Annotated in this window: 13 protein-coding genes; 8 read left to right on the plus strand and 5 right to left on the minus strand. The window is 61.8% G+C overall.

All coding sequences use genetic code 11. The features are described from left to right. Together V7N12_RS03935 and V7N12_RS03940 are read right to left on the minus strand one after the other, a co-directional pair. On the minus strand, positions 1 to 1,657 hold a 1,657-nt coding region (locus V7N12_RS03935; RefSeq protein WP_333712838.1), incomplete at its 3' end, for a malate synthase G. A gap of 109 nt (positions 1,658 to 1,766) precedes the next feature. Beyond that, positions 1,767 to 1,919: a DUF2256 domain-containing protein gene (locus V7N12_RS03940; protein ID WP_333712839.1), complete on the minus strand. Its 153-nt coding sequence runs from the start codon at positions 1,917 to 1,919 to the stop codon at positions 1,767 to 1,769. Positions 1,920 to 2,088: 169 nt separating this feature from the next. Here V7N12_RS03940 and V7N12_RS03945 point away from each other — a divergent pair, with 169 nt between their 5' ends. From V7N12_RS03945 to V7N12_RS03955, 3 genes are all read left to right on the plus strand, one after another. Continuing rightward, on the plus strand, positions 2,089 to 2,940 hold the full coding sequence (locus V7N12_RS03945) for a 1-acyl-sn-glycerol-3-phosphate acyltransferase (RefSeq protein ID WP_333712840.1): 852 nt from the start codon (positions 2,089 to 2,091) through the stop codon (positions 2,938 to 2,940). Between the two features lie 75 nt (positions 2,941 to 3,015). After that, positions 3,016 to 4,527 carry an Asp-tRNA(Asn)/Glu-tRNA(Gln) amidotransferase subunit GatB gene (gene gatB, locus V7N12_RS03950; RefSeq protein WP_333712841.1) on the plus strand — a complete coding sequence of 504 codons (1,512 nt, stop codon included), beginning with the start codon at positions 3,016 to 3,018 and terminating at the stop codon, positions 4,525 to 4,527. Positions 4,528 to 4,594: 67 nt separating this feature from the next. Next, a complete protein-coding gene (locus tag V7N12_RS03955; RefSeq protein WP_333712842.1) occupies positions 4,595 to 5,020 on the plus strand; it encodes a DUF4177 domain-containing protein in 426 nt (141 codons plus the stop codon). Here the strand turns inward: V7N12_RS03955 and V7N12_RS03960 are convergent, their stop codons facing one another. Then, positions 5,021 to 5,272: a BolA family protein gene (locus V7N12_RS03960; RefSeq protein WP_333712843.1), complete on the minus strand. Its 252-nt coding sequence runs from the start codon at positions 5,270 to 5,272 to the stop codon at positions 5,021 to 5,023. Positions 5,273 to 5,351: 79 nt separating this feature from the next. Here V7N12_RS03960 and V7N12_RS03965 point away from each other — a divergent pair, with 79 nt between their 5' ends. Then, the gene (locus V7N12_RS03965) at positions 5,352 to 5,987 is read left to right on the plus strand and encodes a J domain-containing protein (protein WP_333712844.1); all 636 of its coding nucleotides are present in this window, start codon (positions 5,352 to 5,354) and stop codon (positions 5,985 to 5,987) included. Between the two features lie 12 nt (positions 5,988 to 5,999). On the opposite strand, the gene V7N12_RS03970 is transcribed toward V7N12_RS03965, so the two are convergent. Next, positions 6,000 to 6,545: a hypothetical protein gene (locus tag V7N12_RS03970; protein ID WP_333712845.1), complete on the minus strand. Its 546-nt coding sequence runs from the start codon at positions 6,543 to 6,545 to the stop codon at positions 6,000 to 6,002. A 413-nt stretch (positions 6,546 to 6,958) separates the two neighbouring features. Between V7N12_RS03970 and cobS the strand changes: the two genes are divergently transcribed. Continuing rightward, positions 6,959 to 7,945: a cobaltochelatase subunit CobS gene (gene cobS / locus V7N12_RS03975; RefSeq protein ID WP_333712847.1), complete on the plus strand. Its 987-nt coding sequence runs from the start codon at positions 6,959 to 6,961 to the stop codon at positions 7,943 to 7,945. Between the two features lie 166 nt (positions 7,946 to 8,111). Continuing rightward, complete coding sequence (locus V7N12_RS03980; RefSeq protein ID WP_333712849.1) at positions 8,112 to 8,477, plus strand: hypothetical protein; 366 nt, start codon at positions 8,112 to 8,114, stop codon at positions 8,475 to 8,477. A 36-nt stretch (positions 8,478 to 8,513) separates the two neighbouring features. On the opposite strand, the gene V7N12_RS03985 is transcribed toward V7N12_RS03980, so the two are convergent. Beyond that, positions 8,514 to 9,122 carry an NADPH-dependent FMN reductase gene (locus V7N12_RS03985; RefSeq protein WP_333712850.1) on the minus strand — a complete coding sequence of 203 codons (609 nt, stop codon included), beginning with the start codon at positions 9,120 to 9,122 and terminating at the stop codon, positions 8,514 to 8,516. 160 nt (positions 9,123 to 9,282) lie between these two features. Here V7N12_RS03985 and cobT point away from each other — a divergent pair, with 160 nt between their 5' ends. Together cobT and V7N12_RS03995 are read left to right on the plus strand one after the other, a co-directional pair. Then, complete coding sequence (gene cobT, locus V7N12_RS03990; protein WP_333712851.1) at positions 9,283 to 11,163, plus strand: cobaltochelatase subunit CobT; 1,881 nt, start codon at positions 9,283 to 9,285, stop codon at positions 11,161 to 11,163. Positions 11,164 to 11,224: 61 nt separating this feature from the next. After that, entirely contained in the window at positions 11,225 to 13,009 is a 1,785-nt protein-coding gene (locus tag V7N12_RS03995; RefSeq protein ID WP_333712853.1) for an aminopeptidase P family protein, read from the plus strand. Positions 13,010 to 13,017: the final 8 nt, after the last annotated feature.

Here is a 13,017-nt window from a genome sequence, read left to right on the forward strand (position 1 = left end):
CCTGCACGGCCATGACATCGACCTTGTGATAGTGCAGCGCGTGCAGCGTCGCCGCTGTCGGGCTGGGCACCCATGCGCAGTTGGCACCCGATTGCGGGTGACCGATCTTTTGTTCCAGCATCGCGGCCATCATGTCCGGCATGGCCCACATGCCCTTGCCGATCTGCGCCTTGCCGGAAAAGCCGCACTCCAGCCCGATATCGACGTTCTGATCCTCGTAGGCGCCGATCCATTGCTTGCGCTTGATAAAGTCCTTGCGGCTGAAAGGCCCTGCCTCCATCGAGGTGTGGATTTCATCGCCGGTGCGGTCGAGAAAGCCGGTGTTGATGAAGGCGACACGGCTTTTCGCGGCGCGGATACATGCCTTGAGATTCACCGTCGTGCGCCGTTCCTCGTCCATGATACCGATCTTGACGGTGTCGCGCGGCAGGCCCAGCGCATCCTCGACCATCGCGAAAATGTCGCTGGCAAAGGCCACTTCCTCGGGGCCGTGCATCTTGGGTTTGACCACATAGACCGAACCAAGGGCCGAGTTGCCGCCTGCCTTCCCCAGGTCGTGCATGGCGATCAGCACGGTGATCATCGCGTCCATCAGACCTTCGAAAACCTCGTCCCCGTTGGGGTCCAGAATCGCAGGGTTGGTCATCAGGTGGCCGACGTTGCGGATCCACAAGAGCGCGCGTCCCTTGATGGTGATCTCGCCGCCATCGGGCGCCGTGTAGGTCCGGTCATCGGCAAGGCGGCGTGTCATCACCTTGCCGCCCTTCTTGAACGAGGCTTCCAGATCGCCCTGCATGAGACCAAGCCAGTTGCCGTAAGCCTCGACCTTGTCTTCGGCATCGACGCAGGCCACGCTGTCTTCGCAGTCCATGATCGCAGTCACGGCACTTTCCAGACGGACATCAGCCAGAAGCGCCTGATCACGGCTGCCGATCGGATGCGCGCGATCGAAGACAAGTTCGACGTGCAGGCCATTGTTTCGCAACAGGATTGCATCAGGCGCCTTCGGGTTGCCACGGTAGCCCACGAACTTCTCGGGCTGCTTGAGCGGCTGATCGTCGATCAGCAAGGCGCCATTGTGCACATAGTAGCGGGACACGTCCGCGTGGCTGGTGTTCTCGATCGGAAAAGCCTCGTCGAGAAAGACCCGCGACCGGGCCACGACACGGGCCCCGTGGCCACGGTCATAGCCCCCTTTGGGTGAGTGAACCCCCATCGCGTCGGTGCCGTAGAATGCGTCATAAAGGCTGCCCCAGCGCGCATTGGCGGCGTTCAGGGCGAACCTTGCGTTGGTGATCGGCACCACCAGCTGCGGGCCGGGCACTGTCGCAATCTCGGGATCGACATTCGCGGTTTCGATCTCGAAGTCGGGCCCCTCGTCGACCAGATAGCCGATCTCGCGCAGGAATGCCTCATAGGCCGTGCGGTCCAGCGCCTGGCCCCTGCGCGCGATGTGCGAGGCGTCGATGGTCGATTGCAGATCTTCGCGTTTCGCCAGCAAGGCGCGGTTGCGCGGTGTCATTGCGGCCACGAGACCGGCGAAACCTTTCCAGAAACGGTCACTGTCGATGCCGGTGCCAGCCAGCGCGCGCGCATCGATGAACTCTGCCAATTCTTTCGCAACCTGCAGTCCGTGCTTTTCCAGCCGTTCGACCATGGTGATGACCTCCAGAATGTATACTGCGGCACACGCCGCCCCTGTCCCCGAAGTAATCCGCGGGTTTCCGATAGGCAACAAGCTGGTGCGGTTTTCTTGCCAGGTCAGGCTACCGGGCTTTCGCGCGCCCCGATTTGCAGCGGTCCGAGCAATAACGCACCTCGTCCCAGACCTTGGCCCATTTCTTGCGCCAGGCGAACGGTCGCCCGCAGGTCGCGCAGGTTTTCTGGGGCAGGTCGGATTTGCGGCGCATCTTGGGCATGGCGCGATGGTAGTGCGCGCGCAGAGCGCGGAAAGGTGCACCCGGGACGAAATCGCCGATTTGCCGGGTTCCGCCGAGGCCTGCGCGTTTTCGCCTATCTTCTGGCGGTGGCATAACGCCTATGATACTGTCGCCATATTGTTACCGTGGATGGTGCATTGAGGTGCCCATGGAAGACCGCATCGATCCCCTGATCGTGGAACGCGCCCCTTGGCTGGGCAAGCCGTCGCCTTACGCGCGGGTGATGCGCAAGGGGCTGGACCGGCTTTTGGGATACCGGACGACCGTCGATCTTGCGACATCCTTGAAAGACGCGCCCCCGTCCGAGATCATGGCGCGGATGGCCGAAAGGCTTTGCAAGATGGTGGACGTGCAGGGGCTGGGGAATATCCCGCGTTTCGGTCCCGCGCTTGTCGTGGCGAACCATCCCACCGGGATCGCGGATGGAATCGTGCTGCAAAGCCTGATTGCCCGGGTCAGGGACGACGCCTACTTCTTCGCCAACCGCGACATCCTGCGGGTGCTGCCGCAGATGGAAAGCATGATCGCCCCGGTCGAGTGGCGGCTGGACAAGCGCAGCCACGGCAAGACCCGCGAAACGATGGCCTATGTGCATGAAGCGACCGCCGAAGGGCGTCTGGGCGTGATCTTCCCGTCCGGCCGTCTGGCCAAGCGGCGCGGTATACGTCTTTACGAACGTCCGTGGATGGCCTCTGCGGCCATGCTCGCCCGCAAGTATGACCTGCCGGTGGTCCCGATCAACATTCAGGCGCGCAACTCGGTGTTGTTCTATCTTTTCGATGCGCTGCATCCCACCTTGCGCGACATCACGCTGTTCCACGAGACGCTCAACAAGGACCGCCAGCCCTACCGCGTGAATGTGGGCGAGCCGATCTCGGCCTCGGCGATTCCGCGCGACGCCAAGGACGGTATCGCGTTCCTGCGTGATGTCACGCTGGCGCTGGGCGGGCGGGACGCGCCCACGGTCAACATGCTGCGCAGTTCGCGGATCTGGGCCTGATCGCGTTTCCACCTTGTCTTGAAGCCGCCCCACGCTTCTTTTAAACGAAGCCGGTAAGCCGCAAGAGGATGCCCCATGCTTGACCTGACCTATGACGCCCCTGCCCCCAAGACCATTGCCGGTGCAACGGGCGACTGGGAGTTGGTGATCGGCCTTGAAGTCCATGCGCAGGTTGCCACCAAAGCCAAGCTTTTCTCGGGGGCCTCGACCGAATTCGGCGCCGAACCCAACAGCAACGTGGCTTTCGTCGATGCTGGCATGCCCGGGATGTTGCCGGTGATCAACGAAGGCTGTGTCGCGCAGGCCGTGAGGACCGGACTGGGGCTGAACGCGCAGATCAATCTCGTCTCGGCCTTCGACCGCAAGAACTATTTCTATCCCGACCTGCCGCAGGGCTATCAGATTTCCCAGCTCTATCACCCCATCGTGGGCGAAGGCGACGTGCTGGTCGAAATGGGCAACGGCACCGCGCGCCGCGTCCGTATCGAACGCATCCACCTTGAACAGGATGCGGGCAAGTCGATCCATGACATGGATCCGGCCATGTCCTTCGTCGACCTCAACCGGACCGGTGTCGCGCTGATGGAAATCGTCAGCCGCCCCGATATCCGTGGCCCCGAAGAGGCCGCCGCCTATGTCGGCAAGCTGCGCCAGATCATGCGCTACCTCGGCACCTGTGACGGCAACATGCAGAACGGCAACCTGCGGGCGGACGTGAACGTCTCGGTCTGCCGTCCGGGCGACTACGAGCGGTATCAGGCGACACAGGATTTCAGCCACCTCGGCACGCGCTGCGAGATCAAGAACATGAACTCGATGCGGTTCATCCAGATGGCGATCGACTACGAGGCCCGCCGCCAGATCGCCCTGCTGGAAGACGGAAAGGCGGTCGTGCAGGAAACGCGGCTTTATGATCCGGACAAGAACGAGACACGCTCGATGCGCTCCAAGGAAGAGGCGCACGACTACCGCTATTTCCCCGATCCCGATCTTCTGCCGCTGGAAATCGAACAGGCCTGGGTGGATGACATCGCCGCCGCCCTGCCCGAACTGCCCGACCAGAAGAAGGCGCGCTTCATCGCCGATTTCGGTCTGTCCGATTATGACGCCTCGGTCCTGACAGCCGAGGTGGCCAATGCGGTCTACTTCGAGAAAGTCGCCGAAGGACGCGATGGCAAGCTGGCGGCCAATTGGGTGATCAACGAACTTTTCGGTCGTCTCAAGAAAGAGGACCACAGCATCGAGGACAGCCCTGTTTCCGCAGACCAGCTGGGCGAATTGATCGGGCTGATCAAATCGGACGTCATTTCCGGCAAGATCGCCAAGGACGTCTTCGAGATCTGCTACACCACAGGCCGCAATCCCGCCGAGATCGTCGAGACCGAAGGCATGAAGCAGGTCACCGATACCGGCGCAATCGAAGCTGCGGTCGACGAGATCATCGCGGCTAACCCCGCGCAGGTGGAAAAGGCCAAGGCCAACCCCAAACTGGCCGGCTGGTTCGTCGGACAGGTGATGAAGGCGACTGGCGGCAAGGCCAATCCCGCGGCCGTCAATCAGTTGGTTTCCGCCAAACTGGGGCTGTAACGCCAAATTCAATGGCGTGAAGGGCTGCACTTTGATAGACATCTACTGGTGACCAAGGGGGAAGCGGATGTCCTACGAATACAAAGTTGTGCCTGCTCCGGTGCGTGGCCTCAAGGCCAAGGGTCTGAAGACGACGGAAGACCGCTTTGCCCATGCGTTGGAGACAACGATGAACGAGCTTGCGTCCAGTGGTTGGGAATACGTCCGCGCCGATACGCTGCCCTGCGAGCAGCGCGAAGGCATCATGAGCAAGACCACGGTCTTCCAGAACATGCTTGTCTTCCGCCGCGAAAAGAAAGCCGCCGTCGCTGCGCCCCTTGTCCGCGCTGATCCACAGGTTGCCGCGCCAACGCCCAAGACCGGACAAGAGCGTCTGGCCGACCGTGATCTGCTGGCGCCGAAGCCCGCCGCCCCTGCATCCGCAAAAGAGCCCGAGGTCGGACGGTCCGATCAAAAGGTCGGCAAGCCTTCGCCTGACGTGGCTGCCGAATAGTCAGCGGATCTCGATCGCCAAGGCGTGAAGGCGGCCCAGGATATCCTTGCCCAAGGCCTCATGAATGGCGCGGTGACGCGCGATCCGCGACTTGTCGGCCAATGACGGCGCACTGATCACCACCCGCCAATGGCTTTCGCCACTTCCGTCATCGCCTGCATGCCCCGCATGCTTGTGGCTTTCGTTAATCACTTCCAGATGCTCTGGCGATAGGCTGCCGAGCGCTGCGCGAATTTCGCTTTCAAGCGCCATAAATTTGTTCCTGCCCTCTTCAATCTTGCGTCCAACAGTCTAAAGTTTGCTCTCCGAGTCGAAAAGGTGAGAAGCACCGATGAAGAAAGATGATCCCTTTGGTTTCGACATGTCCGTGTCGAGCGCGAAGAAAAAGAACGTGCGCGGGCGCCGGGGGATGTCGGGTGCGTCTGAAACGTCAAAACGTGTCTGCGACCACGAGGGGTGCGAAAAGCCCGGCCTGTTCAGGGCCCCGAAGGCGCCTGATGTGCTGGATGACTACTTCTGGTTCTGCCAAGAACATGTGCGCGAATACAATCTGAAATGGAACTTCTTCGACAGCACGACCGAGGCCGAAATGGCCGCCCAGATGGACAGTGACCGGGTCTGGGAACGCCCGACGAAACCCTTCAAGCGTTCGGTCGAAGAACGCGCCTGGGCGCGGCTTGGCATCGATGACGCGCATCAGGTTCTGGGGGCCAATGCCACCCGCAATCCCGGACGCGGTGCCGCCACGGGGCGCAAGCTGCCGCCCACGGAACGGCGCGCGATCGAAATTCTCGACGCCAAGGACAACTGGTCAAAGCAGGAAATCCGCAAGGCCTACAAAGCGCTGATCAAGGTGCTGCATCCCGATATGAACGGCGGCGACCGCAGTCAGGAAGAGCAATTGTCACAGGTCGTCTGGGCGTGGGACCAGTTGAAAGACAGCAGGAACTTTCGCGACAAGGACTAGGCAGGCGACCGCCTAGTCTGTCCGGTGATAAAGGTTCACGCGCGACAGCACACTCAGCGGTGCCGTCAAGTCACGCGCCGCTTCATCTTCGCTGAAACCCACAAAGCGCTCTTTCTGAAGGATGGTCATCAGATAATGCGCACCGAAGATGGCCGCAAACCAGCCCACGGCGAGAACCGGAAAGGCGATGAACTGCGTCGCAAGCAGAACCGGTGCGTAGAAGGTCCCGTAGATCGGTGAAATCAGCGTTCCTGCGATCACCGATGCGATCAGCGATGCCGCGATGCCCCCGACGAAGGCCCGCATCCAGCCCAAGACCCCAAGCGCCCCAAGCCAGCCGCGTGCTGCGTAAAGGGCAAGCGCCCCGCCGATGACACCGGCCAGAACGGTCCAGCCTGACAGCGGCAAAGCCACGGCAGCCGGTCCTGTTCCGCTGTTCACCCCTGCCATGACAAAGACGGTCAGCACCCCTGATACGGTCATCACGATTGCAAAGGCGGCGGCATAAGCCTTTTCACCTTTGCTGAGTTGGAAACGCGATCTTATTCTCGTCAACATTCCAGTTAATCCCCACTAACTGATCACCAAACACCCGACGTTTCTCAAATGGTCGTCTTCGAAAAAGGCCAAACATCCCGTCACACTAATGTCAGATGATTGCCACAATTCGCACACGATTCCAAGAAAATCGGTTGTGACAGTGCCAATGTGTGAACAGTAGTCGTGGCAGCGAAGAAATTGCAAACACTTGGAAACAAAGGCTGTCCAAAAGTTAACATAGTTTATCAATCCCTTTACAACCCACAGGCGAATCTGCCCTGATCCCGTGTTTTCCGCCCCAAGTCGGGAATCGCATCGGTGCGGAACTCGCGGCCCGTCGCGTCGGACCTTCTGCCCCTTCCCCTTGCAGCGCCTTGCGATATGTTGCATCCCGACCGCAAGAAGACTCGATCAGCGCAAAGGCACCAAGGATGGCGGATGGTATGACAGACATGCACGCAAAACCGACCGAGGAAATCTCGGTTCGCGAGGTCTTCGGCATCGACAGCAACATGAAGATCAAGGCCTTTGCAGACCGCACCGACCGCGTTCCGGAAATCGACAGCACCTACAAGTTCGATCCCGACACGACTTTGGCCATCCTCGCAGGCTTCGGCTACAACCGTCGGGTCATGATCCAGGGCTATCACGGGACCGGCAAATCGACCCATATCGAACAGGTCGCCGCCCGCCTGAATTGGCCTGCCGTGCGCGTGAACCTCGACAGTCACATCAGCCGGATCGACCTGATCGGCAAGGACGCGATCAAGCTGCGCGACGGCGTGCAGGTGACAGAATTCCACGAAGGCATCCTGCCATGGGCGCTGCGCAACCCCGTCGCCATCGTCTTCGACGAATATGACGCGGGCCGCGCGGATGTGATGTTCGTGATCCAGCGCGTCCTTGAAACCGACGGCAAGCTGACGCTGATGGACCAGAACGAGATCATCACCCCGCACCCCTATTTCCGGCTGTTCGCGACCGCGAATACCGTCGGTCTGGGCGATACGACGGGTCTTTATCACGGCACCCAGCAGATCAACCAGGCGCAGATGGACCGCTGGTCGCTGGTGGCGACGCTGAACTACCTCAGCCATGATGCCGAGGCCGCGATCGTGTTGTCGAAGTCGCCGCATTACAACACCGACAAGGGCCGCAAGATCGTCAGCCAGATGGTGACAGTCGCCGACCTGACACGGACGGCCTTCATGAACGGCGATCTGTCGACCGTCATGTCACCGCGCACCGTTCTGGCATGGGCCGAGAATGCCCGCATCTTTCAGGATGTGGGCTATGCCTTCCGCCTGTCGTTTCTCAACAAATGCGATGAACTGGAACGCCAGACGGTGGCTGAATTCTATCAGCGCTGCTTTGACGAGGAACTGCCCGAAAGTGCTGCAAGCATGAGCCTCGGCTGAGGCTGGCGGGGTTCCATGCGGCTGCGGGGCGCTTCGGCGCCCCGATCGCATTTTGGCGACGATCCCTTGAATTGACCAATGATTGTCGATGAATTCGCCATGGATTGCCATAATCCAGACGAAATCATCCGCATAACTATGTGCACCACTCAACTGGAGCCGCACAATGAAGATGACAATTGGTGCCCCGCTACCGCCCGATTACCAAGTCAGCCACGAAGACCTCGCAGAAAGCGCCGCAACATTGATCGCCCACGCCTTGTTGCCCGTCTTTTCCGAAAACATGAGCGAGGAACTCGCCAAGGCCAATGTCGAAGGCATCGTGACAGAGCTGGCCTATCTGTTCGACGAGGGGGAAATCGTGCTCGGCGGCAAGAGCTACCGTCCGCGCATCGCATTCGTCGATGAGGCCGGAAAGATGCTGCCGGGTGCTGCGACGCTGGCCCATATGCACCAGCTTGCCACCGCTCCCTTCGAGATCGATCCAGAGGCGGCGATCACCTTCGAAGAGCCTGAATTCGTGGAAGAGTAAGCGGCGCGCAGGCAAGGGCCCACGCGCCGTTTCATGTCAGGCCGCTGCGGCCTCTGCGGTTTGCGCGCGGGCGACCTTTGTCGCCTTGGCCCACCACACGATATCATCAAGCGTCGCTTGCACCGATGGCAGCAGGTGATCCGCAATCGTGTCGATCTCGCCGTTCTGGCCAAGCGGATGCACGGCGAAGAAATCGCTGCCGCCGATGTGAACGGCGTTGCGGGTTGCGACCATCTGCAGTTCAACAGCGATGTTGCGCAGGTGTTCCAGGGCACGGGTGCCGCCGACCGAACCATAGGCAATCGCCGACATTGGCTTGCGGTTCCATTCGTTATAGGCCTGATCCAGCGCGTTCTTCAGCGCACCGGTGATCGAGCGGTTGTATTCGGCGACGACAAAGATGTAGCCGTCGAATTCGGCCATCTTCTTCTGCCATTTCACGGCACGCGCGTCAGCGGACGGCATCCACAGATTGCTGGCGGCCTCGTCGAACAGCGGCAGGTCATAGTCGCGCAGGTCGACCAGTTCGATTTCCATATCGGTGCGCTTTTGCGCCTGGGCCAGCATCCACTGGGCCGGCTTGTCGGCAAAGCGGGTCGCGCGGGTCGATCCGATGATCAGGGCGATTTTCGGTTGGGTGGACATATCACACTCCTGGTTAGGGGGTTTCACGATCAGACAGCTATGACCCCCGGCCTGGGTGGAGTAGGCCCATTTGCGCGCAGCTTCTGTGCAGGAATGTGCGGTGCGGGCAAGAGCCCAGCTTCCCCTTGCCGAAACCGCGTGGGAGTGGTTTATCGAAACCATGACCAAACCCGCTGACAACCCAGCCGATCCGTTCAAGAAGGCGCTTGCCGAAGCCACCAAGGTGATGGCGGACGACCCCGACCTGTCGATCACCTATTCGGTCGATCCGGCAGGCCAGACGGCGGACAGCATCCGGCTGCCACAGATCTCGCGCCGGATGACCCGGGACGAGGTCTTGCTGGCGCGCGGCACCGCCGACGCCTTTGCACTGCGCCACAAGTTTCACGATCCGAAGGTGAACGCGCGGTATATGCCGCAAGGCCAGATGGCGCAGGACCTTTACGACGCCATGGAAACCGCCCGGATCGAGGCTGTCGGCGCGCAATACATGCCCGGCACCGCAGGCAATATCGACGCCAAGATCGGCACCGAGGCGATGCGCAAGGGCTACGACCAGATCAGCCAAGCCGCCGATGCGCCGCTTGCCGTCGCAGCAGGCTATCTGATCCGTCATCTTGCAACCGGACGCGACCTGCCCAAGGGCGCGGACAATGTAATGGAACTGTGGCGCGGCTTTATCGAGGACCACTGCGGCGGGACGCTCGAATCCCTTGCCGAGACGTTGAAAGACCAGCAGGCTTTCGCGAAATTCGCCCGTCAGATGATCAGCGACATGGGCTACGGCGACCAGTTGGGCGATGATCCCGATGCGCTGGACGACGACATGGACGACGAGGCCGAGGAAGGCTCGGACGACGACAGCCAGGAACCCGACAGCACGGGCGAGGACGACAGCGAGGGCGAGGATGCCGAAGGCGCGCCCGAACAGTCGCAGGACGACACGCAGGACGCATCCCAGGCGCAAGTCAGCATGGACGATCAGGCCGACGCCGAAATGGGCGAAGAGGCCGAGATGCCCGAGGGCGAGGCCCCGCTCGATCCCCCTGCCCCGCAACCGATCTCGGACGCGGATCCCGACTACAAGGTCTTCACCACCCAATTCGACGAGGAAATCGCCGCCGAGGATCTGGCCGAACCGGTCGAGCTGGAACGGCTGCGCGCCTATCTCGACCAGCAGCTTGAACCGCTGAAAGGTGCCGTCTCGCGGCTGGCCAACAAGCTGCAACGGCGCTTGCAGGCGCAGCAGAACCGGTCATGGGAATTCGACCGCGAAGAGGGGATATTGGACGCGGGACGACTGGCGCGGATCGTCGCCTCGCCCACCACGCCCCTGTCGTTCAAGGTCGAAAAGGACACCGACTTTCGCGATACGGTCGTGACGCTTCTGCTGGACAATTCGGGGTCGATGCGCGGACGGCCGATCTCGATCGCCGCCATCTGCGCCGATGTCATGGCCCGCACGCTTGAACGGTGCGACGTGAAGGTCGAAATCCTCGGCTTCACCACCAAGGCGTGGAAGGGCGGCCAGTCGCGCGAGACGTGGCTGGCAGAAGGACGCGCCGCGATGCCGGGCCGTCTGAATGACCTGCGCCACATCGTCTACAAATCCGCCGATGCCCCCTGGCGGCGAGCGAGGCCCAATCTGGGTTTGATGATGAAAGAGGGGCTGCTGAAAGAGAATATCGACGGCGAGGCGCTGGAATGGGCGCACCGCCGGATGGTGATGCGGCCCGAACAGCGCAAGGTGCTGATGGTGATTTCCGACGGTGCGCCGGTGGACGATTCGACCCTGTCGGTGAACCCCGCCAATTATCTGGAAAAGCACCTGCGCGATGTGATCGCCATGGTCGAAAAGCGCAAGGCGGTGGAACTTGTGGCCATCGGGATCGGCCATGATGTGACGCGCTATTATCAGCGCGCCGTCACGATCACGGATGTCGAACAATTGGCCGGTGCGATGACCGAACAGCTTGCCGGCCTCTTCGATGCCGACCCACGCAAACGGGCCCGCGTGCTGGGGATGCGCAAAGCAGGCTGAGGCGCCTGGTGATCCCGTCGGATGCCTCCGGCGGGAGTTTCTTGGGAGAAAGAAGGCCGGAATGTTCCAGACCTTTGAGGCAACTTCGACGCCCGATCAGGGACCGCCACGGTTGGCCGCCCTGCGCGCGGTGATGGCGGCACAAGCGGTGGACGTCTTTCTGGTGCCACGCGCCGATGCCCATCAGGGCGAATACGTCGCCCCGCGCGATGCGCGTCTGGAATGGCTGACGGGGTTTTCGGGCTCGGCAGGGTTTTGCGCCGTGATGCAGGCGCAGGCCGGTGTGTTTGTCGATGGGCGCTACCGATTGCAGGTGCGGGCACAGGTCGCCCGCGACTTTACCCCCGTGCACTGGCCCGAGACGCAACTGGCCGACTGGCTGAAGGAGCATGCCACCGCAGGGATGACCCTGGCCTATGACCCGTGGCTCCATACCGCGACCGAGATTGCCGATCTGCGCCAGTCCTGTCCCGATCTGAACATCGTGGCGCGCGCCAATCTGGTCGACCTGATCTGGGACGATCAACCGGCGCTGTCGCCTGCGCCGTTTTCAGTTCACCCGATCGATTTCGCAGGCGAAAGCCATGCCGCCAAGCGGGCACGCCTGGCAAAGGCGCTGCAAGCAGAGGCCGCCGTGCTGACCCTGCCTGACAGCATCGCTTGGCTGCTGAACATCCGTGGCACCGATGTCGCGCGCAACCCTGTCCCGCATGCCTTTGCCATCCTGCACAAGTCCGGTGCCGTCGATCTTTTTGCGGCGGGCGAGAAAGTGGCAGCGGTGCGTGATCACCTCGGCCCCGATATCCGGCACTTTGCACCTGCTGATTTTCTTGCCGCACTCTCGGCGCTGGACGGCAAGGTCCTGATCGACAAGCGCAGTTGTCCCGATGTCGTTGTCAGGACGCTGACCGACGCGGGGTGCGAGGTGATCCGCGACCTCGACCCTTGCGTCCTGCCCAAGGCGCGCAAGAATGTAACCGAAATCGCGGGCGCGCGCGCCGCGCAGGCGCGCGATGCGGTGGCGATGGTCCGCTTTCTGGCATGGCTCGACCGCGAGGCACCCAAGGGCGGGCTGACCGAGATCGACGTGGTCAAGGCGCTGGAAGGGTTCCGGCGCGACACCAACGCCTTGCGCGATATCAGTTTCGAGACGATCTGCGGGGCTGGCCCGAACGGGGCGATTGTCCACTACCGTGTCAGCGAAGAGACCAACCGGCCAGTCAAGCGCGGCGAGCTGCTGTTGGTGGACAGCGGCGGTCAGTATCTTGACGGGACGACGGACATCACGCGCACCGTCGCCATCGGCCCCGTCGGTGAAGATGAACGCCACTGCTACACCCGCGTGCTGCAGGGCATGGTCGCGGTCAGCCGGATCCGCTTTCCCAAGGGTGTCGGTGGCCAGCATCTCGACGCACTGGCGCGCGCGCCGCTTTGGATGTCGGGGCAGGATTACGACCATGGCACCGGCCATGGCATCGGCAGCTACTTGAGCGTGCACGAGGGGCCGCAGGGTATCTCGCGCCGGTCCGAGGTCGCGCTGGAAGAGGGCATGATCCTGTCGAACGAGCCGGGCTATTACCGCGAGGGCGCCTTTGGCATCCGGATCGAGAACCTGATCGTGGCGACCCCTGCCCCTGCCATCGCAGGCGGTGACGACCGCGCCATGCTGCACTTCGAGACGCTGACCCATGTCCCCTTCGACCGCCGTCTGATCGACCTTGCGCTGCTGACCGATGCAGAACGGGGCTGGATCGACCGCTATCATGCGGATACATTGGCGCTTCTGGCGGGGCGGCTCGATCCCGAGACGCGCGATTGGCTGGCAACGGCCTGCGCGCCGCTTTGATACCGAAA

It is taken from the genome of Yoonia sp. (assembly GCF_036770585.1).
GTDB lineage: Bacteria > Pseudomonadota > Alphaproteobacteria > Rhodobacterales > Rhodobacteraceae > Yoonia.

Coding starts and splice junctions, on each gene's coding strand:
- V7N12_RS03940 (WP_333712839.1), bottom strand. CDS start 1,919: ATGCCCAAGATGCGCCGCAAATCCGACCTGCCCCAGAAAACCTGCGCG.
- V7N12_RS03945 (WP_333712840.1), top strand. CDS start 2,089: ATGGAAGACCGCATCGATCCCCTGATCGTGGAACGCGCCCCTTGGCTG.
- gatB (WP_333712841.1), top strand. CDS start 3,016: ATGCTTGACCTGACCTATGACGCCCCTGCCCCCAAGACCATTGCCGGT.
- V7N12_RS03955 (WP_333712842.1), top strand. CDS start 4,595: ATGTCCTACGAATACAAAGTTGTGCCTGCTCCGGTGCGTGGCCTCAAG.
- V7N12_RS03960 (WP_333712843.1), bottom strand. CDS start 5,272: ATGGCGCTTGAAAGCGAAATTCGCGCAGCGCTCGGCAGCCTATCGCCA.
- V7N12_RS03965 (WP_333712844.1), top strand. CDS start 5,352: ATGAAGAAAGATGATCCCTTTGGTTTCGACATGTCCGTGTCGAGCGCG.
- V7N12_RS03970 (WP_333712845.1), bottom strand. CDS start 6,545: ATGTTGACGAGAATAAGATCGCGTTTCCAACTCAGCAAAGGTGAAAAG.
- cobS (WP_333712847.1), top strand. CDS start 6,959: ATGGCGGATGGTATGACAGACATGCACGCAAAACCGACCGAGGAAATC.
- V7N12_RS03980 (WP_333712849.1), top strand. CDS start 8,112: ATGAAGATGACAATTGGTGCCCCGCTACCGCCCGATTACCAAGTCAGC.
- V7N12_RS03985 (WP_333712850.1), bottom strand. CDS start 9,122: ATGTCCACCCAACCGAAAATCGCCCTGATCATCGGATCGACCCGCGCG.
- cobT (WP_333712851.1), top strand. CDS start 9,283: ATGACCAAACCCGCTGACAACCCAGCCGATCCGTTCAAGAAGGCGCTT.
- V7N12_RS03995 (WP_333712853.1), top strand. CDS start 11,225: ATGTTCCAGACCTTTGAGGCAACTTCGACGCCCGATCAGGGACCGCCA.